At 51.8% G+C, this 23,647-nt stretch carries 20 protein-coding genes and 1 pseudogene; 10 read left to right on the top strand and 11 right to left on the bottom strand.

What is annotated here, in order from left to right; translation table 11 throughout:
* Positions 1 to 33: 33 nt before the first annotated feature.
* From VGA14_RS04360 to trxB, 3 genes are all read left to right on the top strand, one after another.
* Complete coding sequence (locus VGA14_RS04360) at positions 34 to 846, top strand: sulfide-dependent adenosine diphosphate thiazole synthase (RefSeq protein WP_331002526.1); 813 nt, start codon at positions 34 to 36, stop codon at positions 844 to 846.
* A gap of 28 nt (positions 847 to 874) precedes the next feature.
* A complete protein-coding gene (locus tag VGA14_RS04355; protein WP_331002525.1) occupies positions 875 to 1,603 on the top strand; it encodes a DUF6775 family putative metallopeptidase in 729 nt (242 codons plus the stop codon).
* Positions 1,604 to 1,745: 142 nt separating this feature from the next.
* Positions 1,746 to 2,690, top strand: coding sequence for a thioredoxin-disulfide reductase (gene trxB, locus VGA14_RS04350; RefSeq protein ID WP_331002524.1), 945 nt, complete (start codon positions 1,746 to 1,748; stop codon positions 2,688 to 2,690).
* On the opposite strand, the gene VGA14_RS04345 is transcribed toward trxB, so the two are convergent.
* The 6 genes from VGA14_RS04345 to VGA14_RS04320 form a co-directional block, all read right to left on the bottom strand.
* Positions 2,687 to 3,691 (bottom strand): cysteine synthase family protein, encoded by a 1,005-nt coding sequence (locus VGA14_RS04345; RefSeq protein WP_331002523.1) that lies wholly within the window; start codon positions 3,689 to 3,691, stop codon positions 2,687 to 2,689. The two genes, trxB and VGA14_RS04345, sit on opposite strands and share 4 nt — an antisense overlap.
* Position 3,692: 1 nt before the next feature.
* Entirely contained in the window at positions 3,693 to 3,932 is a 240-nt protein-coding gene (locus VGA14_RS04340; RefSeq protein WP_331002522.1) for a sulfurtransferase TusA family protein, read from the bottom strand.
* An 822-nt stretch (positions 3,933 to 4,754) separates the two neighbouring features.
* Positions 4,755 to 5,513 (bottom strand): coenzyme F420-0:L-glutamate ligase, encoded by a 759-nt coding sequence (cofE, locus tag VGA14_RS04335; protein ID WP_331002521.1) that lies wholly within the window; start codon positions 5,511 to 5,513, stop codon positions 4,755 to 4,757.
* A 35-nt stretch (positions 5,514 to 5,548) separates the two neighbouring features.
* Entirely contained in the window at positions 5,549 to 6,202 is a 654-nt protein-coding gene (serB, locus tag VGA14_RS04330; protein ID WP_349257136.1) for a phosphoserine phosphatase SerB, read from the bottom strand.
* A 47-nt stretch (positions 6,203 to 6,249) separates the two neighbouring features.
* Positions 6,250 to 7,638, bottom strand: a complete 1,389-nt coding sequence (locus tag VGA14_RS04325) for a VWA domain-containing protein (protein WP_331002519.1) — start codon at positions 7,636 to 7,638, stop codon at positions 6,250 to 6,252.
* A complete protein-coding gene (locus VGA14_RS04320; protein ID WP_331002518.1) occupies positions 7,622 to 9,268 on the bottom strand; it encodes an AAA family ATPase in 1,647 nt (548 codons plus the stop codon). Before VGA14_RS04320 ends, VGA14_RS04325 begins: the two co-directional genes overlap by 17 nt.
* Before the next feature lie 373 nt (positions 9,269 to 9,641).
* On the opposite strand from VGA14_RS04320, the gene VGA14_RS04315 reads away from it, so the two are divergent.
* Positions 9,642 to 10,238, top strand: a complete 597-nt coding sequence (locus VGA14_RS04315; RefSeq protein ID WP_331002517.1) for a 30S ribosomal protein S13 — start codon at positions 9,642 to 9,644, stop codon at positions 10,236 to 10,238.
* A 9-nt stretch (positions 10,239 to 10,247) separates the two neighbouring features.
* Positions 10,248 to 10,769 carry a 30S ribosomal protein S4 gene (locus VGA14_RS04310; protein WP_331002516.1) on the top strand — a complete coding sequence of 174 codons (522 nt, stop codon included), beginning with the start codon at positions 10,248 to 10,250 and terminating at the stop codon, positions 10,767 to 10,769.
* Here the strand turns inward: VGA14_RS04310 and VGA14_RS04305 are convergent.
* Positions 10,766 to 11,713, bottom strand: a complete 948-nt coding sequence (locus VGA14_RS04305; RefSeq protein WP_331002515.1) for a hypothetical protein — start codon at positions 11,711 to 11,713, stop codon at positions 10,766 to 10,768. The two genes, VGA14_RS04310 and VGA14_RS04305, sit on opposite strands and share 4 nt — an antisense overlap.
* A 161-nt stretch (positions 11,714 to 11,874) precedes the next feature.
* Here VGA14_RS04305 and glmS point away from each other — a divergent pair, with 161 nt between their 5' ends.
* The gene (gene glmS / locus VGA14_RS04300; protein ID WP_331002514.1) at positions 11,875 to 13,638 is read left to right on the top strand and encodes a glutamine--fructose-6-phosphate transaminase (isomerizing); all 1,764 of its coding nucleotides are present in this window, start codon (positions 11,875 to 11,877) and stop codon (positions 13,636 to 13,638) included.
* 33 nt (positions 13,639 to 13,671) lie between these two features.
* Here glmS and VGA14_RS04295 read toward each other — a convergent pair whose 3' ends face one another.
* Positions 13,672 to 14,328 (bottom strand): Snf7 family protein, encoded by a 657-nt coding sequence (locus VGA14_RS04295; RefSeq protein WP_331002513.1) that lies wholly within the window; start codon positions 14,326 to 14,328, stop codon positions 13,672 to 13,674.
* Positions 14,329 to 14,534: 206 nt separating this feature from the next.
* Between VGA14_RS04295 and VGA14_RS04290 the strand changes: the two genes are divergently transcribed.
* Positions 14,535 to 14,966: a hypothetical protein gene (locus tag VGA14_RS04290; RefSeq protein ID WP_331002512.1), complete on the top strand. Its 432-nt coding sequence runs from the start codon at positions 14,535 to 14,537 to the stop codon at positions 14,964 to 14,966.
* On the opposite strand, the gene VGA14_RS04285 is transcribed toward VGA14_RS04290, so the two are convergent.
* Together VGA14_RS04285 and VGA14_RS04280 are read right to left on the bottom strand one after the other, a co-directional pair.
* Complete coding sequence (locus VGA14_RS04285) at positions 14,963 to 15,991, bottom strand: lysylphosphatidylglycerol synthase transmembrane domain-containing protein (protein WP_331002511.1); 1,029 nt, start codon at positions 15,989 to 15,991, stop codon at positions 14,963 to 14,965. The genes VGA14_RS04290 and VGA14_RS04285 overlap by 4 nt on opposite strands.
* Before the next feature lie 367 nt (positions 15,992 to 16,358).
* Positions 16,359 to 17,149, bottom strand: a protein-coding gene (locus tag VGA14_RS04280) for an IS5 family transposase (RefSeq protein WP_331002546.1) whose coding sequence is annotated in 2 segments (ribosomal slippage) — positions 16,359 to 16,819 and positions 16,819 to 17,149 — 792 coding nt in all. Because the reading frame shifts where the segments join, the coding sequence is not laid out codon by codon here.
* Between the two features lie 509 nt (positions 17,150 to 17,658).
* Between VGA14_RS04280 and VGA14_RS09630 the strand changes: the two are divergent.
* The 3 genes and pseudogenes from VGA14_RS09630 to VGA14_RS04270 form a co-directional block, all read left to right on the top strand.
* Positions 17,659 to 17,730: pseudogene (locus VGA14_RS09630) on the top strand (zinc-ribbon domain-containing protein); the annotation flags it as partial.
* A gap of 36 nt (positions 17,731 to 17,766) precedes the next feature.
* A complete protein-coding gene (locus tag VGA14_RS04275) occupies positions 17,767 to 19,197 on the top strand; it encodes a restriction endonuclease (protein ID WP_331002510.1) in 1,431 nt (476 codons plus the stop codon).
* 201 nt (positions 19,198 to 19,398) lie between these two features.
* Positions 19,399 to 21,276, top strand: a complete 1,878-nt coding sequence (locus tag VGA14_RS04270; RefSeq protein WP_331002509.1) for a hypothetical protein — start codon at positions 19,399 to 19,401, stop codon at positions 21,274 to 21,276.
* A gap of 227 nt (positions 21,277 to 21,503) precedes the next feature.
* Here VGA14_RS04270 and VGA14_RS04265 read toward each other — a convergent pair whose 3' ends face one another.
* A complete protein-coding gene (locus VGA14_RS04265) occupies positions 21,504 to 22,805 on the bottom strand; it encodes a hypothetical protein (RefSeq protein WP_331002508.1) in 1,302 nt (433 codons plus the stop codon).
* Between the last annotated feature and the right edge of the window lie 842 nt (positions 22,806 to 23,647).

Genomic DNA, 23,647 nt, shown 5'->3' with positions numbered 1-23,647 from the left:
ATCTATTAATACCGAGGCAGGCGAGCTAGCCTCATGTCCAAGATATTCTCCGACGCCAGCGAGAAAGAGATCACGAGAACAATAGTCCAGATGTTCAACGAGACAATGATGGAATATGTCGATTCTGATGTCATTATAATCGGCGCAGGGCCTGCCGGCCTTTCTGCAGGCAGGGAGCTTGCAAAGGCAGGCGTGCGCACCCTGATAATCGAGCAGAACAACTACATCGGCGGTGGCTACTGGGTCGGCGGATATATGATGAATCCCGTGACAGTAAGGGCGCCGGCGCAAAAGGTTTGGGATGAGCTTGGCGTCCCGTACCGCAAGATAACTGATGGCCTCTATGCGACATGGGGCCCACACGCATGCTCGAAGCTGATTGCAGCAGCATGTGACGCCGGGGTGCGCTTTTTGCAGCTGACAAAGTTCGACGACTTGGTACTCCGCAACAAGCGCGTCTGTGGAGTCGTCGTCAACTGGATGCCAGTATCAGCCCTCCCAAGGAACATCACCTGCGTCGACCCTGTCGCCCTTGAGAGCAAGATAGTGATAGACGCGTCGGGACACGATTCGGTCGCAGTCAAGAGGCTCATGGACCGCGGATATGTAAAGTGGAAGGGCATGGACCCGATGTGGGTGGAGGGAAGCGAGGACGCAGTAGTCAACAACACCGGCGAGATCTTCCCAGGCCTGATCGCGGCAGGCATGTCTGTGACGGAAACACACGGGCTGCCGAGGATGGGTCCGACCTTTGGCTCTATGCTGCTATCCGGAAGAAAGGCGGCAGAAGTCGCGCTGGGCAAGTTGAAGGAGATGCCGAACCCTCCAAGGCTGAAGGCAAAGTAAAAGACAATCCCCCCGCTTCTCCTTTTTGTTGGATTTTTCCCGCGTCCACTTTTACCGCGACCCCTCAATCGATATTGTGAGGGTAATCGCAGGTGTTTCAGAGATATTTCCAGAATGCAGGATGGACGCAAGGGAGCTGGATGTCATGCTGGCAGAGCAGGCAAGGGTGTCTGACATCAATCAGCCGTTTCACTTACAGCCAAAAGTGCAACAAGATTTTGACTTGTATGGCCGCAGCGTCAAACTGTACGACGGCTTTGAGCTTCAGAGGGTTTTCGCTCAGTCAATACCTGAGCAAGAAAACAGCTTGGATCACCTGCACGTAATTTTCACGGGCCTGCTTGCGTGTACGTATTCAGAAGACGACTGGTGCTACCACGCCCGAACAGTCGTGTGCGGCACACCTTCGATAATCTCACTGCCAGGCATAGTTGAGGCGCCGGCGAAACCGAGGGAGTTTTATGTCGGCCTCAATTTTGGGCTGGACGCAAAATCTGCAAAGAAAAGCGTCGCAGGCAGGTTTCTGGACTACGGCGATTACAGGATTGCCGATGCCGCGTCCAGTTTCGCGCTGCAGGCGATGTTCTTTTTCCTGACCGAAGGCGAGCCGTTCTGCGACGACAACGCCTGCAGGCTGTTAAACGCGCACTGGCAGGAAGACCTGATAAGGACCCTTGAAAGCCTTGGGATATGCCAGAGGCACCGGGAAATTGCAGATAAATTCAACCGCCGACTTGCCGGAACGAAAAGCACGTAACGTCGACCAGCGCATTCAGGATTTCTTGCGCAATCGCCTGCAATTGTCTGAAAATAATCTGAAAATAATCTGAAAAACAGTCTACATGATAACCGTCCGAACGAATTATTAAGAGGTCGAGGGATTTCCGGCTTGTCACCCCTTGTCCGAGAATGCAAAAAAGCACCAAGATGTGATTATCATAGGCTCAGGTCCTGCCGGCTACACCGCAGGAGTATATGCTTCCCGCGCAAAGCTGTCAGTGCTCATAATATCAGGCACTCTTCCCGGAGGCCAGCTGATGACTACAAGCGAGGTCGAAAACTACCCTGGCTTTCCTACCGGCATCTTTGGCCCGGAGCTCATGATGAACATGCGCCAGCAAGCCGAGCGCTTTGGGGCTGCCATCGTCGATGACGAGGTGATACAGGTTGATTTCAAAAAGAGGCCATTTACGATAACCACGCACTCCGAGACTTACACCGCTGACGCCGTCATCGTCTGCACAGGCGCCTCGCCGCGCAAGATAGGCATAGCGGGCGAGCAAAAGTTTGGTGGCCGGGGCGTTTCGTACTGCGCCACCTGCGACGGCCCGTTCTTTCGGGGCGAGGACATCGTAGTTGTCGGAGGTGGCGATACTGCTGTTGAAGAAGCGACATTTCTTACAAAGTTCGGCAAGTCCGTGAGAATAGTACACAGGCGCGACTCGCTCCGCGCAAGCAAGATAATGGCAGAAAAGGCGCTTGTAAACCCCAAGATTAAGTTTGCTTGGAACAGCGTCGTTACTGACATCACGGGCGACAAAAAAGTGGCTGCAGTCACGATAAAGGACATCAACACAGGCAAGGAGACGAAGATTACCGCGGGAGGCGTCTTTGTGGCAATCGGCCACGAGCCCAACACCGCAGTGTTCAAGGGACATCTGGAACTTGACGACAAGGGCTACATGGTGCTAAAGGATCAAACGCGTGCAAGCGTCGAGGGGGTCTTTGCCGCAGGCGACGTGCACGACCACAGGTACAGGCAGGCGGTGACTGCTGCGGGATTTGGCTGCATGGCCGCCATCGACGTTGAAAGATGGCTGTCAGATCAGAGGCACAGCAACTAGTTCAGGCTGTATGCGAGCTTTGACATGTGCTTGGCATTAGCAAGCGCCCTGTCAAACTCTTGCTCCGTGAAAATGCCTTCCCTGACATAAAGGCTCTTGAACTTGCGCCCGTCGTCAGCGAAAATGCCGACTAGAACGCCGCTGCGTATTTTCTCCGCAACCTTTAGCATCGACGTCATGACGGAGCCCGACGATGGTCCGACCAGCAGGCCTTCCTTCTCGGCAAGCATCCTGGCCGCGTCAAACGAGTCGTTATTCGTTGCGGTGAACCACTCGTCAACCACCGACTCGCGCTTCTTGAAGAGCTCCGGCATTGCAGATTCCTCAAAGTTCCTGAGCCCCTGGAGCAGGTGATTCGGTTGCGCCTGAATAGCGACGACCCTGACTGCAGGGTTCTTTTCCTTAAGGTAAGTGGCAGTTCCAGTTATGGTGCCGCCGGTTCCGCAGCCTGCCAAGAAGTGTGTCACGGTGCCGCCTGTTTGCTTCCAGATTTCCGGCCCCGTGCTTTCATAGTGCGCAAGGAAATTAGCGTCATTTTCGTACTGGTTTGGCATGTAGTAGATGTCGGGCCTCGGCTTTGAAATCGCCTTTGCAAGGGCGATACTCTGGTCCGTTCCAGATCCGACCCTTGGACACAGGTCGTCCGACGTCTCGTGCAGCGTCGCGCCGAGGTACCTCAGGATGACCTTTGTCTCGTCGCTCACTTTTTCAGGGATGACTATTTCGACCTTGTAACCAAGCGCCGACGCGATGCCTGTGAGCGCTATGCCGGTGTTGCCTGACGTGGGCTCGATGATTATGCTCTTGTCCTTTTTCAGTATGCCGCGCTTTTCGGCGTCCTTTATCATCCAGTACGCGGCCCTGTCCTTTACAGAGCCAAACGGGTTGTGCCATTCGAGTTTTGCGAAGAACTTGACGTTCTTTGTCGAAAATGACTTTAATTCCACGAGCGGAGTCTCTCCAATCCGCTGGACTACGTCTGGGCTTGCAACTGCGGTCATTTTATTTCGCCTTCTTTATTATGAACTCGAGATCCTTGTTGCTCTTGTTTATGGCAAGGAGCTGGTGGCCGTTGCGGTTGACCCACCTCGAGATGTCCTCTTCGGACTCGGGGTCGTCGGCAACAATCTTTAGCACGTCCCCGATTGACAACCTCTCTATCTCCATCTTGGTGCGGAAAACAGGTTCCGGGCAGTAAAGCCCCCTCACGTCGATGGACTTGGTCGGGCTAGCAGTACTCATGCCAAACAAGATAAATTTACAGCACCGTCATATTAAGTGTTAGTGGTGTGATAGCTAGATACTAATTATTCACTCTCGATAGTCGATAAATGACATTATTCCTTTGAGGTTCAAGCTATTAGGCGTTAGCCTCTTTAAGAATTGAAAGGCTTGGTTTGAGATGTTGGGTCCGGATTTTGCACGCTTTACTTTGCGGCCAGTACGGATGATGACGCAGATAAAGCAATTCATAGTAACGTTCTATTTGATATTTGTTAAATGAGGTCAGAAAGCCTAGGTTTCTTAAGAAACTGAATGCGCTCACCTAACGCCCGCCCGCTGTCAAGGGAGTGCTGGACAAGCTGCAAGAGACTTATCCTCCGAAACACTACAATTTCTCTCTCATATTTGGCGATAGGAATGTTAACTCCACGAACCCATGACCAGGCTAACTACAACGATCCTAATATATAGTTGGAGCCTAATGAGTGCCCATGGACAGATTCTTGGTCGAGTCTCCACATACGGTTCATGATTGCAAACTAGCCGCGAAACTAATCCAATCCATGGGTTATCTGAACAATTTTGATTGGGGCTGCAAAGATGGGGTTCATACGGGTTGGGCCATAATAGAAGCTGAAAACGCATCTCAAGCACTAGGGGTTGTGCCGGCCGTGGTCCGCGACAAAGCGAGGGCGGTAAAATTGTCGAAATTCGAGTCGGACATGGTTGAAAAATGGGAAACATGAATAAACGTACTGACCACGCAAATCAGGTTCTTCCAGGCTCTATCTCGGTTTCCTGCAGCTGCGTGCAGTGACGGAAGCGGATACTAAGTGTTATTCACTCTCTACAACGCCTAAAGAGGTCGTTTTTCTTAGGCCGGATGAGGCGCTTTGCGGAAGCCTTACTGTCTTGCTCAAACTCCAGCCCCCTCACCACCGCAACCGGCACGCCGTCAGACTTGTTCATGACAAGTTCGGCCGCCGACGCCACCTCGTCGGCAACAGCCATTTCTGTCACATGCAACTTGCTGCCAAACATGTCCTTTTTGCCGATGTAGCTCTTTATCGCCTGCATACCTGCAATCCCGATGGCGACGTTCACCTGGCCTTCCCGAAACGGCCTGCCAAACGTGTCGGTGATGACGACTGCAACGTCTTTGCCTGTACTTTTCCTGAACACGGTGCGCAGCTTTTTCGCCGACGCGTCTGGATCTTTTGGAAGCAGCACCGCGCTGTTCCCGTCTGCAAGGTTGCTCTGGTCAACGCCAGAATTTGCGCAGACAAGCCCGTGCTTTGTCTCCGTGATTATTATCCCGTTTTGCACCTTCACCACCTCTTTTGATTCCTTCAGTATGAGCTCGACTATTCGCGGGTCTTTACGCAGCTGCCTGGCGAGTTTCAGCGCCCTTTGAGAGGGCCTGACGGGTCCGAGGTCCACGGCGCGGCCTTCCGCCTTTGAAACTATCTTTTGCGCGATGACGACGATGTCGTTGTCGGCAAGCTCAATGTCGCTGTCGGACAGCGCTCCGGTGATAATGTCAGCAAGCCTGTCGCCGGGCCTGACGTCGCCTGCAACCCTGACCGGGATTACCTGCATAACTTGCAGTTACTGCTGCATGGGACTAGAAAAACCTAGGTGCTTGCTGCAAGCACCGCTTTGCCAAATTTTTTCTCAAGCAGATGCAAGAGCAGGCTCAGGTCGCGGCGTTCTATCGTGTCGTCGGCCTTTTCCTTCACAATCTCTACGGGGCAGAAACCCACTGTGTAGCCAGCAATGTCGAACAGCTTCAGGTCGTTTGCCCCGTCCACGACTACCACGATGTCTTCCTTCTTCATTCCCCAGTCCTTTATCGTCTGCCTTACTGCTGCAGCCTTATCCGAAGTTACGTTGAGCACGACGTCATGCAGCTTGCCGTCCTTGAACACGAGCTCGTTTGAGAATATCCTGTCGACGCCAAGCTCAGCCTTCAGCCTGCCGGTGATTATCGTAAAGCCGCCGGACACCGCTATCATCTTCCACCCCGCCCTTTTCAAGGCAGTGCATAGCTCTTCTGCGCCAGGCATTACGGGCAGGTTCTCAGCAATCTCTTTTGCCTTACTGTAGTCGATGCCCCTGAGCGCGTGCACGCGCCTTACAAGGCCCTCCTCCCAGTTTATCTCGCCCCGGATGCCAGCCTTTGTGATGTCCCAGATCTCCTTCTCTTTTTCCGGGCCTATGACGGACGCAAGGACGGGAAGGTATTCCGCGTCCAGTAACACGCCTTCAACGTCAAAAACGGCCAGCATTTTTCGTTGCTTATCCAAAATTCTCTCAACTCATTATATTAAGCTTGTCAGTAGGACCGGGCCCGCAGCATCTGCTGTCGCTTGTTCTTTAGGTAATCGGTAAGCAACACCTTGTCAATGTCGGCAGGGTTGATGTAATATGACCTGCCTTTGACGTACTTTTCCATCTCGTTCACGTAGCCGAGAAGCGAGTCTTCTTCGCTTATCATTATCGTGTCGATGTCTATCTTCATCGAGTGGCACTTTTTCGCTTCCACGAAGGTGCGCTCGCCGATATATTGATCAACCTGCCTGTAGCGGTAGCACAGATACACAAGCTCGCCAGACGCAATGTCAAGCTCCATGTCCTGGTTCTGCTTGACCGTGTCAAGCGTGTCCTTGTTTGGCGTGTAGAAATGAGAATACGGACGCTGCGACAGTATCTTGTCCTGCTCGCCCTTTTCGTCGATAAAGCAGGCGCTTGGGTGGCCGTCGGTCACGAGCACTATGCGTTTGTTCTCGGCGCCGTCTTTTTGTAGTATCTTGCTTGCGAGCCGGAACGCGGCCTGGTAGTTGGTGTAGTGCAAAAAGTCCGTGCCCGGCTCAAACGTCTTCAGGTAGGGTATGTCCTGCGGAAGCACCTTTGATGCAAGCGCACCAAACCCCACTACATACACGGAATCAGATGGAAAGAACTTGCGGTTCAGGAGATATAGGCTCCACAGCGCTCGCTTTGCAGCTTCAATCCTGCTCATGTCGCCGTACATCGACGAGTAGCGCATGGTGGAAGACAGATCGATGCAATAAACGACTGCGACGCGCACGTCTCTCATCGTCTCGTATTCCTCAAAGTCTTCGATGTCTATCTGTAATGGAAGTTTCACCCCGCCCCCCTTAGACGTGCGCTGGATGGTGTTCAAGAGCGACTTTGGCACGTTCAGCAATCGGATGTCGTCGCCGGGCTCGTACTTTTTATTCGTGTCAAGCACTATCGAGCCCTGCCCGTAGTCGCGCGTCTCATGCATCCCGTAATCGCCGGCCTTGAGCGCCTTCATCACGTCATCAAGTATCTTGCCTCCGATGCTGACAAAGCCCTTGCCCGAAAGCCACTTGGGCGAGTCCTTCAGGTACCCTTTCTGCATCAGCTTGCGCACAAGCGGCATATCATCGCCGGCCTCCTCTTTTGTGCCGGACTGCGAGCCCTTCTTCTGCTGCTGGTCGCCTTCCCTGCCCTCCGACATTGACTGGACCGCGCCCTGCAGCGCCTGCTCCAGCTCCTGCAGGTTCGGAGTCTTTTCTCTCAGAGCTTCCCTGCCCGTTGTCTTCAGCAGCTTGTCAATGACGTCCTTTGGCAGGTCCGAAATGCCCTGCTGCTTCTGCTGCTGTTGCTCGCCCTCCCTGTCATGCGGGAAGTAGACGTATTTCCTGCTGCCAGACAGCTTACTGCGAGAGGGCATAGCTGTTGTCCTTTTTGTCAAGGAGCGGGGGCTCTGTGTGCCGGAGGCCTTCAAGTATCACCTCAGCTACCGCCGCCGTGAGCTCGCCGTTCAGGTCCTGCGCCGCGATGCTTGCGGTGCCTATACCAAGCTCCTTTGCGCGCTCGACCAGCTGCTTTTGTTCCTCCTTGACTGCAGCCACAGTTTCGTTGACCGCCTGCCTGAGCGCCGGGAATTTTGACAGTTGCGATTCGTAATCGCCTTCCATTTTTTTGCCGCCGGGGAGCACCTGCGAGACCTGGAACGCCTTGTTCTTGGCAAACTCGTTCTTCATCTTGGCAATCTGCTCCGGGGCCAGCTTTGAGACGTACTCGAGCGAGACTTCTTTCAATGTTGAATCGATCACCGAATCAAGGATGCCCCTGCGGTTTTCCCGCGTGTCCTCCATCTCTGCAAGCTCAAACTTGGATGACTGGTGGATGCAGTGGATGTCGCAAAAGCGCGGGACAGCCTTCATCCCATGGATTATCGCGCGTGTGCGCTCGGCCTCTCCTACCATCATCTCCATCGAGTGCACCGCCATCCTAACGCTCACTCCCTTGTCATGGTTGACATCATTGTGCGCACGCGTCATCTGTGTTATCTTGGCTATGGCCCTCACCATGAACACGGGCAAAAAGACGTTCCGAGTCTCTGCGACTCTTGTTTCCTGCACCACTATCATCATCTCATCCTCGACGGTCTTTGGATAATGAGTGTCGACGTGGCTCCTGAGCCTGTCAAACAGCGGCTCGATTATCTTGCCAGAGTGTGTGTAGTCTATTGGATTTGCAGTCGCTATTATCTTGACGTCCGGCCTGAATATTACTGGATATGCGCCAGTGGTGAACCTGCCTTCCTGCAAAACACTCAAGAGCGCCACCTGCTTGCGCGGGTCGAGTACCGGCAATTCGTCGATGCAAAGTATGCCGTGCCTTGCTTGCAGAAGCTGCCCCGCAGAATAAGACTCCATGCTGTAAAGTTCCACGCCCTTTTTCGCAATCTTTATCGCGTCTATCTGCCCCACCAAGTCCTTGACAGAGATGTCAGGCGTCGAGAGTATGTACTTGAACCTGTCGATGCCGGAAACCCAGTCTATTTTCGCTTCCAGCTTGTCCTGCCTGATGACGTCTTCGCATTCTCTTGACACGGTGAACTCGGGCGCGGTCCTGACGACTTCATTGCCGGTCAGGAGCGCTACCATGTGATCTTCCGGGATTAGGGTCGGTATGTCGTTTGTCACAGTCCCCCTGACGATCGGTATTGGCGAGAGCAGGTTGCGCGCGATTGCCTCGGCCATCTTGGTTTTGGCCTGCCCTATTTGCCCCACCAGCAGTATGTCGTGGCCGGAAAGAACGGCGCGGTTTACTGCCGGCACGACGTCGTCGTCGTATCCTATGATACCAGGGTACGGGTGCTCGCCAGCCTTTAACCTGGCAATGAGGTTGCCGCGCAGCTGCTCTTCGACTGTCACGTGTTTGTAGTTTACCTTCAGGAGGTCGCCAAGCGTCTTTAGCTGCTTGTATTCTTCGGGGACGCCTGGCATTACCTCGCTATACTTGGGTTGTGAGCTGTACGACTTGTGGACAAGATCGTCAAACTTGGAACTCATGATATGGAAAAGAAGCTGGCATCGTTAGAGATTTAAAGATTCTCAGTGGTTCTCAACGGCAAGCTCAAGCTGGCGCATGTATTCTTCGTAAGCGAGATCTTCTTCGGTCTTGGCAGGCTTTGAGACCATTTTTGCGCCGGGCTGCTTCTTGGACGGCATCGTTTCCATACTGTTTGGAAGGGTTCAGCTTATAACGATTTACATGAACCAAACCGCGTATGCGGTTCAATTTTTTTCACAAAACTTGCCCGTCTTTTGAATAACGGCCATCCGGAGCGGGTGGAGCGGGCAATTTGTTGCAAATATTGCAGGTTTTCGCGCGCAAGAGAACCCAGCATGGTTTTTATTGCCGAATATACGCTTGCTTGGTGATTTGTCCGCTTCGGAGTACAAGCACATACTCAGGATCGCCGGAAAAGACGTTGAAGGCAGCAAGAAATTGCTTGTCGCCCTCAGCCATGTTAAAGGCGTAGGTTACAATTTCGCACAAGTTTTGACGCAGTCGCTTGGCATAAACCCGAACACCCGTGTCGGGTTTCTTACAGACAGCCAGATAAAAGAGATAGAGCAGGCCCTGGCCAACCCAGCAAAGGTGGGGGTCCCGGAATGGTACCTCAACAGGAAGAAGGACATGGACTCGGGCACGACGCACCACCTGATAACTTCGGATCTTGATTTCTCGATAGGCAACGACATAGACAGGGAAAAGACCATCATGAGTTGGCGTGGCTACCGCCACATGTTCGGCCTCAGGGTAAGAGGCCAGTGCACCAGAACGACGGGCAGGAAGGGTGGTGCAGTCGGTGTCAAGAAGGTCAAGATGATGCCAGGTGGGGTTCCGGGTGCAGCCCCAGCGGCAGGTGCGGCGGGCCCTGCAGCGGCTCCCGCGGCAGGCGCAGCTCCGACAGCAAAGCCAGCGGCAGGTGCGGCCCCGGCCAAACCTGCTGGAAAGGAGTCAGAGAAAAAGTAGGTGGACTGATTGGGAGATCCTAGAAAGCAGAAAAAGTTGTACCGCAGGCCCAGAAGGATCTGGTCTACAGACCAGCTTAACGCTGAACTTTACATTATGGGCTCGTACGGCTTGAGGAACAAGCGCGAGCTGTGGTCAGCTCAGACAGAGGTCGCAAGGATACGCAACCAGGCTCGGGCGCTCCTGGCAGCGACCACAGAGGTCAGGGCAGAGAAGGAAAAGAGGCTGCTCAACTTCCTCTCCAGAATAGGCCTTGCAAAAGAGGGCACAACGCTTGACGACATACTCAACCTAAAAGTCGAGGACCTGCTTGAGCGCAGGTTACAGACGATAATCATGAAGAGGTCGGGCGCCAAGTCGCCGTACCGGGCAAGGCAAATTGTCAGTCACGGCCACGTCTCGATAGGCAACAGGAAGATCAACAGGCCCGGATACATCGTCAGGACGGACGAGGAGGGTCAGATACTCGTGCACGTTGAAGTCGCAGCGCCATCTACGCCGGAAGGCGCAGCAGCGACGCCGGCCTCCTAGCTGACGACGTCCACGTGGTCTATCTTACCGTCGGCGTCCATGTCAAAACCCTGGACTACGACTGCCCAGTCCTCCTTGCTGCTGAATTTCTTTAGCACGTCCTCGCTGTACGTCGTGAGGCCAATCACCGCAGATTTTGTGCCGGCCGAACGCACGCCGGCGACCACTACCATGCTCGAAGACTCGTCGTAGGGGTTGCGGATTTTCGCAATAAGGCCGTGGTTGTCAGAACCGTAGCGCCTGCCGGACCTGTCGACAAGTCCCGCCCAGAAATTGCCTTCGTCAAACCTGATAGGCAGGTAGCGGTTGAACTCGGCAGCCACGATGTTGGTGCCCGGGCCCCCTATAGACACCAGGTTGTGGCCGGACAGCGCCTTTTCCGCCTTGGCGTCCACGTCGAGCTTGACCACAAACTCTCCAGGCGCAGCATTTGTTATCGTGCCCAGGAAAAACGCAAGGTGCACGGCATAATGCCCGTCACGCGCAGAAGACTTGTACGGGCCGTGGGGCTCGGGCGCCCCGACGATCATGAGCCCGTCAAACGACTCGTCTTTCACAAACCCCTCGAAAAACCGCAGGGCGCTCTTGTGGCGGCTTGCGCCCGGAGACTCGACGGTAGTCTGGCCCCAGCCGAGCTCGACGCCAAACGCGGGACTCGCGGCGTGATAGAGGCGTGCGGTGCCGCCCCGCACAAAATTGCTCCCGGCTTCTTCGATTGCGCCCACCTGCGCGAGTCGGCGCATGTAGTAATACGCGCTCTGCTCGTAGATGCGCAGCTCCTTTGCCACCTGCGCGGGGTACATGGACTTAATTGACAGGAGCTCCATTATCCGCCACGCAACGGGGTTTGCAAGCACGCGCATCTGGGCGACGTCCCGGAATATCTTTATCTTCTTTGCCGATACCTGGCCGTCAGATTCCGTGACGAGCGATTTTCTTGCCAACGGGGGCTATAGCACTGTGAATTATATAATACTTTATAGTGGTATAACATAATATACAATATTAAACCTTATTTTACGCAGAAACAATTATAATATTCTAGATAGGGGTCAAGACACTTATTCACAAGTGTTTTAAATGATCACCCTCAATGTGGTTTAGCGTGTGCTCGATAATAGGATACAGTGGAAGGCAATCTGCCGCCCCGATAATCGTCGACAGCCTGAAGAGGATGGAGTACCGGGGCTACGACAGCGTCGGCGTCGCCATGATAAAGGACGGAAGCCTAATGGTGCGCAAGGGCACCGGTAAGGTCGCAGAAGTCAACCAGAGCCTCGGCATAAGCGACATGTCAGGCCTGATTGGCATCGGGCACACCAGATGGGCAACGCATGGCGGAGTCACTGACAGCAACGCGCATCCCCATTCTGCCTGCAAGAACAGCATCGCGGTCGTCCACAACGGCATCATTGAAAATTATAAGGAGTTGAAAGAAGAATTGACGGCGCAGGGCCACGTTTTCTCGTCCGAGACTGACAGCGAGGTGATTGCGCACCTGCTTGAGGCGCACCGCAGCACGGACGTAAAGCAGGCCGTGATCGAAACGTGTAAGTGCCTGCGTGGAAGTTACGCTTTTGTTGCGGCGTTCCAAGACGGCACGATTGCCGGCGCAAGGTATGAAGAGCCGCTTATAATAGGCGTGGCAAACGACGGCTACTTTGTGTCGTCTGACGTTCTCGGGTTTTTGCAGCACACGGACAAGGCGATATTCCTTGACAACTGTGACATCGCGGTAATCGACAGCAGTAGGCTGGAGATCTTTGGCTTTGACGGCGTGCCAGTCGCAAGGCCGATAACGCAGGTGGCGTGGGAGCTCGGAGAGGCCGACAAGGGCAAGTACGCCCATTACACGCTCAAGGAGATAAACGACCAGCGCCTCACTATAGCAAACGCGGCAAGACAGGACGAGGCTGCGATGGCAAAGTTCTGCGAGATCTTGGCAGGCGCCAAGACAGTCTACATCACAGGTAGCGGAACGTCCTACCACTCTGCGCTCATATTCAAGCAGATGCTCGCCCACTTTGCCAAGGTGCGAGCCGAGACCGTGATGTCAAGCGAGGCGCAGGACGGCCTTGCGGCGGTCGATGCTGACTCTGCCATCATCGCGATCTCGCAGAGCGGCGAGACTGCCGACGTGCTCGCGTCGGTCAAGATGGCAAGGGCCCGAGGCTCAAAGGTGCTTGCGATAGTAAACGTCACGACGTCTTCGCTTGCAAGGGGCAGCGACTGCTTTTTGTCAACCAACTGCGGCCCAGAAATAGGAGTCGCGGCGACGAAGAGCTTTACAGGCCAGCTCGCCCTTGCATATTCTGTCACTGACAGGCTTGCAGGCGGCAGCCTGAAGGCCGGCGAAAAGGCCGAGTTTGTCGAGGCCGCCGAAAAAGTAATCGCGATGTGCCAGCCGGCGATTGAAAAGATGGCCGGCGAACTAAAGGACGTGAATGACATCTACCTCCTTGGCAGATCTACCCACTACCCAATTGCGCTTGAAGGCGCGCTCAAGCTGAAAGAGCTTGCCTACGTGCATGCAGAGGGCGTGGCCGCAGGCGAGCTAAAGCACGGCCCGCTTGCGCTCATGGAAAAGAACACCCTCGTGGTCATGTTGAGCCCGGGAGACGCCACGCACAGCGACTCTATTTCCAACGCGCATGAAATAAAGGCCAGGGGCGCAACCGTCATCGGCATCTCTGACTCAAAGGACGACGTCTACGACCACTTTGTCGAGATACCGCACATGGAACAGGAGGCTTTCTACCCAATTGTTGAGGTCATCCCGCTACAGATGCTTGCGTACTATCTTGCCTTGGCCAAGAACGCGAACCCCGATTATCCAAGAAACCTAGCAAAGTCCGTGACGGTAAAGTAGAAAAATTAGAAAAAGAAGAGAAAAGAGACCCGCTTACTGCTGCGAGTTCTCGCCTGCAGATGTCCTGTATCCTGTCGAGGAGCCCACCGGGACGTCCGGGAAGCTGTCGTTCATGCGCTGCTCTGCGACTGCGCCTGCCTCGGCAAGTATCCTGTCGACATCCTCTCCTGCCGCGTCGAAGGCAAACGAGGTGTTTCCAAGAGAGCCAGCAGACATCATGATGTCGCTGAAGACGCTGTTTATCTCTCCGAGCTCGCGGTCGACCTCTGGCATCACACCTGAAAGGCCCGACCTCACTCGTGTGAGCGCACCCATTGCAGGCCCGATTGCTACCATTACGTCTCCAAGGTCTATCGTCGTCTCGAGGCGTAGCTGTATCTGCTCAAGCGCCATCTTCAGTTGCGATATGGTCTTTATGATCTTGCGAACCTGCGCAAGCTCGTTTGACACCATCCTTCCTGCTTGTGTGTCGTGCCTCTGCAGTGAGGAGACCACCTGGTTGAAGAGGTTCTTCTCCTTACCGCGGAGTTTCTCCAAAATAGCGTCAAGCTTCTGATTCTGTGCCTGGAGCTTGTTCTTGGCAAACTCGATCCTTGGTTTCAGCGGCTGTTGCGGTCCGAGGCTCTCTTTCAGTCTCTCCGACATGTTCTGCCGGTTGTCCGGGACCCAGTTATTGGCAAAGTTGGTCATGCCAACTAGCCTATGAAAACGACGTTAAATTGAAGTGTCATCATTCAGTAACCAACAGCTAATATTTTGTAGACACTAGTCAGGCGTGTTGAGACGGTATCGGCTTCAGAAAAATTCAACATAACGGTCGTCCGTGCTTTGTGCAGAAATACCAGAATCCCGCGGGAAAACATTAAATCCTCTGCCCAACCAGATGCGGATGACACATGCCGAAGGCAAAGGAGTCCGAAGCGCAGGAAGAAGGACTACCAAAGTGGGCTGAGGAGGAGATAAAATCGGCCCAGTTTGGCGAGCCCGGAGTGACGACAAGGACTGGTTACATACTTGAGATATACGAGAAGGACTCTAGGCTCGACATCCAGGTGTACGAGTCGATGCCAGACGGCAGGGTCATAATAGAGGGCATCAACCTTCCCAAATCGACCAAGTTAAACGATCTCCTGAAGGGCTTTGTCTACGAGTTCAAGATTAGCGTCTACACCGCACCCCTGAGCAACAAGGTCGTCGAACTGCTCAAGACCAAGTTCGGCTTAGACATGAAGGCTATTTACAATTTTGAGATAAAGGAACTGACGCTGATGGACGTCGAGTCTGACCTGCCCACCCCTTCATCGTCGGAAGACGAGGGCGACGACTAGATGCTTGGCGCAGGCTCTGCGGGCTTTTTCCCTATTGCAAGCTTCATTATCGCTATCCACATTATGACCAGCGGGACGTGGTAGGAGGCAATACGCCAGGCGATTATCACGTTCAGCTTTGAGTCCTGGGCTATCGTCTCCAGGTCAGGTATGCTCGAGAGGTTAGAGACGTAAGCCCATATGCCAAGCTCCGTCAGCCCCGAGCCCCCGATGGTTATGGGGATGTTGCCTACCACGTTTGAAGCAGCAACTGCCATCAGCGAATCGAACAGCCCGACGCCGGAACCTATGGTGTCCGCAAGAACTAGGAACGATACGCCGTAGGCCACGTACGAGACAAAGGTTATCCCGAGCCCCACGACAAACGGCCTTATCACCTTGGTCGAGGCAAAGTTCTCCCGGCTCATCGTGCACAGGTCGCCAAGCGCCTTGTTTACCTGCCCTACGTAGCGCTCGGCCTTTTTCTGTGCAAACCGCTCCACAATCCTCACGATGAATAACGGAACCTGCATGTTGCGCTTGGCAGAGTAGAGTATGACGAGGAACCAGAACGTAAAAGTTGGAAGCGCCAGCAAAATGACTGTTATGCCTATTGTCGTGCCGCCACGCAATATCGCAATAGAGCCAGCGATAAAGCCAAGTATCGTGACTGCAAATACGTCGGCGATTATCTCCATAGTCGCAACCCACGCCGCCTTGCCCGGCGGGACGCCCTGCTTTGACATCCACGCAATCCGGACGAACTCGCCTCCCACGTATGACGGTGTTGTGTATGTCACGAATTCGCCGGCAAGCCGGGCAGCCATCGTCCTTCCGGGCGAGGCTACGTCTTGGCCTATGAACTTGCGGATAAAGTACTTGAACCTGTAGGCCTGGAGCATTATCCTAGTAACGGCTGCAAGCGCAGCCGCCACAAAGGGCATCAGGCCCACGGCGAATAGATCCTGGGGCGAGACGCTTGTTGTCACAAATATGATGACAAAAGGCACGATGCTGGCCGGGACCGCCAAGATTCGCCAGTTCAAAGTTAGCGCACCTACAAAGTCGTCATATAATAACCAATGTCTTGACGATTATCGATACATAATAGCCGTCCAATCTTATATTATGCCCGTGACACTTCACATCGATTCAAGGGCATACAAACTCTTCATATCGTCCCTAAAAAGCATACACACAAAGAACGCGTACGTGGCTGGACTACTTGATTTCATGAAGCATGCAGAAATATCTACTTTGGACGACTTTATTTCGATGGAAAAGAGAGAGCTCCAAGACTGATTAATTGACTTTTGTAATAGAGCAGAGAAAAAGACTAGCCTACTCTTCGGTAAGCATCAAGCTGTCAGGGGTCGTCCGGTTTTGCGAAATGTCTGATATTGAACTTAGAGCCTATCCCAAAATTAACCTCCTGTAAACAATGATGCAGCAGGCCAGCTGCACCAGTCCAAGGTAGTTCTCTGATTTCTTCTCGTACCTGATGAGCAACTTTCTAAACCTGTTATGCCAGGAATTGGTTCGTTCTACGACCCACCGCCTTCTTTTGTTGTGGCGTCCTTTCTTCCTCCTTTTCTCACCTCTATGGCGGATGTGCGACACGTACCTCCTCTTGACAACCTCTAGCTCTATCTCGGGGAAATCGTACCCCTTGTCAAGGCACAGGTTCTGCCTCCTGTATTTCCTTGGACGGGGTCTTTTGACCACTATACGGTCCAGCGTTTCCACAGCTGCTTTCATGTCGTGAGTGTTGGCAGCTGTTATGACAACTGATAATGGAACCCCCTTTTGGTCGGTCAGTATGTGCCTCTTGGTACCTAGCTTACCTCTATCTGTCGGATTAGCACCTGTCTTGTCCCCCCTAACGGTGCCTTGACAGATGCGCTGTCAAGTGACTGCCATCTCCATTTTATTCCCCGGACATCGTCGTATATCTCAAGCAGCCTTACCCATAGTTTCTGAAATACCGCTGACCTGACCCATTCCTGGAACCTCCTGTGGCAGGTGGAACCGGAGCCATACTCCTTTGGCAGTGACTTCCACTGGCATCCAGTCCTGAGTACATACAGGATGCCGTCAAGCACAGTTCTGTACGATACTGCTGGACGTCCAACCGTTTCTGGCGGCTTTTCTTGAGGTAGAATGTCCTTAACCTCGTTCCAGACATGGTCTGGAATACGCCTGATGGTAGGAAGATGCTTTTTCTTCTTCCTATGTACGCGAGTCACATGTGGGACAGATGTGGCATCAAGCTAAATCTGTACCTGTCATGCAATTGCGACTGCTGTGTCAATAATTTTGGGATAGGCTCTAAGTCGCTCAAGAATGGCCTAGGAGTGACTCAGAATTTTGAATCGAAGGCGTTTCCGCCCGTTAGGACTAAGGCGATCCCCAGCGCAGCAGAAACCAAGGCGGCATCCTCCAGGGAACCTGAACAAGCTCCCAAGGGATGGGTTAGCGAAATGCATTATGAAAGTGGCTGCATCGACAGATACGACAAAGAGGGAAGATTGCGAATGCATCTTCGTCCCGATCCGAAAGTGGAAGGGGCATATTGGGACATGTTTAACAATAGATGGTATAAGAACAAGTCCGGCGAGTGGGTAGGAATGGTAGCCCGAAGTAGATAGTCGCTACTCCGCTCTCGCCCTAACTAACACAAATATCTAATAAGACGGTTCACGACAATTACGCGTTGAAATTCTGTCCAGAGTGTGGCTCTCAACTCGGATTGGAAAACGCCAGGTTTTGCCCACATTGTGGATTCAATCTATCGAAAGCTGGAACGGCTGATCAGGCTGCGTTGACCGGCGGAGTATCGGCGGCAAATAATCCTAGTGAGGGCTCTGACGCGGCTAATCCTGTAGTACCAGAATCGGTCACTTCCACAGAAGGGGAAGAAGAAATAGCCGAAGAAAAGCCAATGTCGATCTACCAACTTGGAATGAATCTTGAAGACATGACCGAGAAGATCATCCAGAGGATGGGCTTTTCGACAGAAAGAAGGCAGAGATTAGCCGACAAGTACGGCGTTAAACATGAAATCGACATCCTTGCAACCAGAGGGAGCCGGTTACGAGCCGTCGAGTGCAAGAATTACGACCCTTCGCGTGCCGTTGGTATTAAGGAACTCAGAGATTTCCATACCAAACTCACCTCTCTCAAAATAAAGGATGCCTTGTTCGTTACAAATACTGTCTATTCATCTGAATCTGAAAAATTTGCCGTCAGTAACAACATCAATTGTTGGGATGGTGACCAGCTCAAGGAAAGGTTCTTCTCGATGACGCTTGGCAGACTTGGCAGCGGGCAACAAACCACTTTGGATCTTTCGCTGCCGGTAGCTGCTACGTACCAAGAGGTGAGCAAACTCGAATTAGCCAATCCAGGGTTAGCGAAAATAATAGCTGCCCTCATCTTACATCCTTATTACAGATTTGAGTGGAAACTAGATATTGTTAGATTTGATCCGGCGCGCGGAAAACATAGTATTCACGCTTCGGGCGTATTCATAGTGGACGCCTTGGATGGTGAGATAATCAATCCTAAGGAAAGCATTACGAGAAAGTTAGGTGGATTGTTCAAAACTTCTGAGGAGAAGCAGGCTAAGAGAGAGGAGAAGCAGATAACAGAGGACCTGACGACCATCAGACCCGAACGGAAGTACGATGTTTATCAAACATCCGAATATTTCGTAAGCCGGCTCAAGCCGACTGTGAGGACAGAGAGTGCACAACGGAGTGTGATAGAACAGGTAATAGACGATACCAAGAGAGAAGATTCCTATGACGTCAGAACGAGACATGGAGAGGACTCAAGAAATTTCTTCGTTATCGCGAAAGCCCATGAAGTTCAGATAAGAAAAGCGCAGCTAATCTACGTGCCAAAATGGACTCTGGATATTGAATCTGGGCAGGTTACATACATGAGAAAGGTTCTGGCAGCATCAAAAACAGTACTTGTCGACACCATTTCACAATGTCCAAGACACTTCACGATAAAAGACATTCAACTTGTCAAGAAGCAGACAGTGGCTCTGTGCGAATTGTGTGGCGCGGCATTTTGTAAAGACCACATTAGTTTGGTGGACGGGAAGTACTACTGCGATGAGCACAATCCAAACGAGCCTGAAGCCGATCAATCTGCGAATGAGGAGAAGGACGACGGTGTTACTAGCAAGGCAGAGGAATCTCTTAGCAAGGTCAAGTCAAAATTTGGCTCATTCTTCAAATGAATAGAATTGCGGGGAATCGTTCAGAAAACCTTGTACGGAGAGAACCATCCGGGTTCCCTGCCTAACATAAGTAGTGATTATGCCTTATCCTTGGACCCCGTTCTCAAGAGCGAAGAATGAGATCCTCCGCCGGAGCTAATCTAATGCCGGAATATTCTTACATATTGCCTTAATAGAAACCCGTCAAACATACAGGCTGACATGATAGGAAAACGGAGACACTTAGGACCCAATTCGTTCACATATGCGCTGCCCATATCTGTTATTGTGATCGCAGCGGTTATTTTTGCAAGTCCTCCGGGGTTTATTCAGGAAGCACACGCTCTGCCGATCCTTGCTGTCATCGATGGTGGGACCTGTGAACCCGATTTTCTAGGCACTTGGAATGGGGATACGAATACTTGTACCCTTGATAATGGCCTCATAGTAAACGGAATTACGGACGTGGAGATACGTACGGGAGTCACCGCCGTTCTTCCAGCATTTGAAACCATATCCGTCAGCGATGTCAGGACATTACGTGTCGAGGGCACCCTAGTCGTCACTCGCGGCGGCCAACTCCTAGTTACTTCAACAGGTGGGGTCGATGTTAACAACGGCGGCACCCTCAATATCATCGACAACATAAACATAATCGTCTCTAATCCTGAAATCGATCTCTCAGGCATCCTTAAGATTAACAACGGGAGTGTGTCAGTCGGTGACAATAGCGAGATCTTTGTTCACAACGCGGGCCTCCTAAACGTTCAACCCGACGGCTCCCTAGACATCGACGGTGGCGAGGTCGTAGTCGACCAATTCTCTAACCTCGTCGTTTTCGGGGATGTCTCCGTCAACGAGAGCGGCGAACTCTTTGCTGCCAATGGCGGGGTTGTCTCCATGACAGGCGACCTTGACATCAACAACGGCGGCTTTGCCGGTGTCGACGCCAACAGCGATTTCTTTGTTTACTTTGACGGCATCCTTGATATCAATAACGGCGGTCACTTCGGTGTTGCCAGCCTTGGCGAGCTCACCCTCGGGAACCCCGGCGGCATTATCCACATTAACAACGGCGGCAGCCTCTTCGTTGCCGATAGCGGCATTGTCACCGTCAATCCCGGAGCCCTCCTAGGCATTAATGACGGCGGCACCCTCACCAACTTTGGCGACATCTCCAACTCCGGCACCATGTACAACGACTGTGGAATCTTCGATAACCAAGGCAATTTCACGGGTAATCCTTTTGCCGAAATCGATTCTGATGAAGATGGAATATTTGATACCGCCGATATTTCTCCCTGCATACTCTCTACGGCCTTTGGCGATACAGGAACTGGTGGAGCAACGACGGGAACAGTTACCAGTGTAGGAAGCCAAATTCTGGCGGTAACCGATGCACCATATCCTGACGGAATTGAGATAGTAGCGGACGCATCAGGTGGCTCTACACCGGCGCAATTCAGTGTCTGTGAAGGAGCTGCGATCTACAGTCTCGGAGCTGGTGCTGACATTATCACTACCTGTGGGAGTGTCACGACTCAGGTAATTCAAGGACCAGCAGAGGTAACAGTTGTTGGAGCAGATGGTTCCACCGCATCTGCTACAGTCCAAACAGGTTTTATTCTGACGTTTGATCCCACCACTTTTTCCTTCAGTACCCCATCAAGTAATCCGGGCCCCATCGATATCACAACAGGCGGAATCACTTTCCAGGTAGGCCCAGACCAAACGATACAACGACTTCAAGTTGTCGTAGATATCAAGCCAGGTGACTCCAAGAATACCATCAGCATAAACAACGACAAGACCGTGACTGTTGCTGTCCTTGGTTCATCAAGCTTTGCGGTAAATACAATAGACATCTCACCGCTGTCTACTGATGCACCCAAGTTTGGTGGCTCTAACCTTAGAGCGCCGGTTAAAGCTAGCCTTGCAGATGTCAATTCCGATGGGTTCGTCGACTTGGTTCTAAAGTATAATTCAGGAAAGGCCAATCCTTTTGGATTTAGCCCAGGACCCGGTCAAGGCTGCATAACTGGCAAGTTGCTAGATAACACCCCTATACTAGGCTGCGACATTGTCAGAATAGTGAGGTAAGTGCCAATGGCAGTACCGATTCAGTAGACTGCCTTGGTCTGAATAGTGCCACTACCGTATCCGGAGTTGCGCCGTATTGGGAAGCATGAGGTAGCTGGCCAACGCTTTACCGCCCAACTGCTTTGCCCGAGTCCGAAATTGTTTCTATTTCCTAACGAACATAATTAGCCATTTTGTAGAGAGTAGAGTCAAACAAGGCTCAAGCTATTCCCAAGCCGCTCTCGAAACTACCTTACTATTCTTATGTTATCGCAGCCAGTTATCGGAGTTCCATCTAGCAGCTTGCCAGTGATAGTGCCCTCGTTATCGCCGCTCACAAATCCTAACGGATTGCTCTTGCTAGAATTGTACTTTAGCACAAGGTCAGTCAGGCCGTCACCATTAACATCGGAATAGCTGGCGCCAACTGGAGACCTGGGTGTAAAGCCTCCAAACTTGGGTGCATCCGTGGATAGCGGAGATATGTCTATAGTGTTAACGGGAGTGATTGAGGAGCCGAGAATAGCTACCCTTATGCTCCTGTCATTGTTGAGGCTCAGGGTATTCTTTGGATCATTTGGCTTGATGTCAATGTTGACTATACGCAGCGCACACACGTCTGTTGTTGAATTGAATGAAGTACCCGTTGGGCATGTAGGAGCAACTTCACATTGGTCAGTAGTTCCGTTCAAAGTTGTGTCGGTTGGACATGTCGCAGGGGTAAACTCTTCACACTGGTCAGTTGTTCCATTATAAGTACCAACGGAGCAACCGGGTGGACCAAAGTTCTCTACACACTGGTCAAGATTTGTGTCTAGGGTACCACCAAAACAATCAGGTTGGCCAGTAAACTCACACTGGTCAGTAGTGCCGTTGTATTGGCTGGGGAATGGACAATCGGGTAGTCCTACAGCTTGTACGCACTGGTCAAGATTTGTGTCTAGGGTACTACCAAAACAAGGATCTTCGCCAGTGGGCCCGCTCTCGTCTTCACACTGGTCAGTAGTGCCGTTGTATTCGCTGGGGAATGGACACTGAGGTGAAAATGTTTCTTCGCACAGGTTAGTATCTGTGTTCAATTCCCCATCAAAACAGAAAGCTGATGTAAACAATTCACACTGGTCTGTAGCTGTGTTGTAGAAACTAGGGCTTTGACACTCAGGTGAAAATGTTTCTTCGCACAGGTCAGTATCTGTGTTCAAGTCGCCGTTGAAACAGATAGGGTTAGAAATTTCTTCACACTGGTCTGTTGATGTGTTGTAATTCCCCGTTAAACATGTTGGAGAAGCCTCACACTTGTCAGTAGCGCCGTTGAAGACTGTACCTGTAGGGCAGTCTGGAGGTGCCTCACATTGACTAGTAGCAGCGTTAAAAGTGGTGCCGGGTGGACACGCTGGCGTTACAGCAGAAGCTTCTGGCAGAATGGGCGAAGATACGTTCTCCATCCACTGAGTGATATACTGGTTGTTCCCTTCTGACAGGTTGTTTGGAGTCATGATAACGTTTGGAATTGACAGGATGGAGAGTGCCATGGAGAAACCAAGAATCATTGAAACAGTCCGCGTTAATGTTTTACCCATCTCGAGTCTTTATTATTGGAAGCATGCGACTATAAAAGCATAGATAGGATCTTATTCTAGTAAAATTTTGTGATTTTCTAAAATACACAAGGATTTTCATATATTTTGCGATATGTTATGAGAAATGAAGCTTGTCACGTCGAGACGAAGTGTCGTGACATGCAATTGATTGGAATGCTCTACCCGTTCAAAAGCTATTATTGACGGTACTCTGCTGCCAACCTTCATCCTCATGCCCTAGACTGGCTTTTTCTTTTTACTTGGGGCTTGTGACGCCACTGATAGTCCGCTGTAGACTTACTTTCTCCTAAATCTTGATTATCCTTCCAGCTTCTATGTTTCTCTTCATGTACCAAATGGCTTACTCGTTAGTTCCGCTGTTTTCTTTCAGCTCGGGACATATTCCTAACGCCTTTCTAACATATTCGCTTATTATGTCATTATGGCTTCAGCTTAAGCGCAGCATGCTATTAGATGATTATTGGGTATCCCATAGAAAAGTGCAAAACCTGTTACTTGACGATACTAAACCGTGCGGAGAAGAATTCTTTCAAACGTTGGGTTCATTTTACTTGGACACTTGATTTTGGCCAACTAAGAGATTCTGCGCAATTACCGACTGATTGAGATTGTTTCGCAAAATCCCAATTTGCACCATTTTCGCTGGTGTCATAAAGACAATTCCCGGCAAATGAACCTGATCTGTCTATTATTTGGACTACTTGACCATCCGCAATTTCATTCCTGCATTTGATGACAAGGGGATTTGATTTCTGAGTTACACACGAATTTTCAACGTGGCTTGCACTTGC

The organism is Nitrososphaera sp., from assembly GCF_036397675.1.
Classification (GTDB): Archaea; Thermoproteota; Nitrososphaeria; order Nitrososphaerales; family Nitrososphaeraceae; genus Nitrososphaera.
The sequence above is the reverse complement of the archived record's forward strand: the minus strand, read 5'-3'. Positions and strand labels throughout refer to the sequence as shown.

Coding starts and splice junctions, on each gene's coding strand:
- VGA14_RS04360 (WP_331002526.1), top strand. CDS start 34: ATGTCCAAGATATTCTCCGACGCCAGCGAGAAAGAGATCACGAGAACA.
- VGA14_RS04345 (WP_331002523.1), bottom strand. CDS start 3,691: ATGACCGCAGTTGCAAGCCCAGACGTAGTCCAGCGGATTGGAGAGACT.
- VGA14_RS04340 (WP_331002522.1), bottom strand. CDS start 3,932: ATGAGTACTGCTAGCCCGACCAAGTCCATCGACGTGAGGGGGCTTTAC.
- cofE (WP_331002521.1), bottom strand. CDS start 5,513: ATGCAGGTAATCCCGGTCAGGGTTGCAGGCGACGTCAGGCCCGGCGAC.
- serB (WP_349257136.1), bottom strand. CDS start 6,202: ATGCTGGCCGTTTTTGACGTTGAAGGCGTGTTACTGGACGCGGAATAC.
- VGA14_RS04325 (WP_331002519.1), bottom strand. CDS start 7,638: ATGCCCTCTCGCAGTAAGCTGTCTGGCAGCAGGAAATACGTCTACTTC.
- VGA14_RS04320 (WP_331002518.1), bottom strand. CDS start 9,268: ATGAGTTCCAAGTTTGACGATCTTGTCCACAAGTCGTACAGCTCACAA.
- VGA14_RS04295 (WP_331002513.1), bottom strand. CDS start 14,328: ATGACCAACTTTGCCAATAACTGGGTCCCGGACAACCGGCAGAACATG.
- VGA14_RS04290 (WP_331002512.1), top strand. CDS start 14,535: ATGCCGAAGGCAAAGGAGTCCGAAGCGCAGGAAGAAGGACTACCAAAG.
- VGA14_RS04270 (WP_331002509.1), top strand. CDS start 19,399: ATGATAGGAAAACGGAGACACTTAGGACCCAATTCGTTCACATATGCG.
- VGA14_RS04265 (WP_331002508.1), bottom strand. CDS start 22,805: ATGATTCTTGGTTTCTCCATGGCACTCTCCATCCTGTCAATTCCAAAC.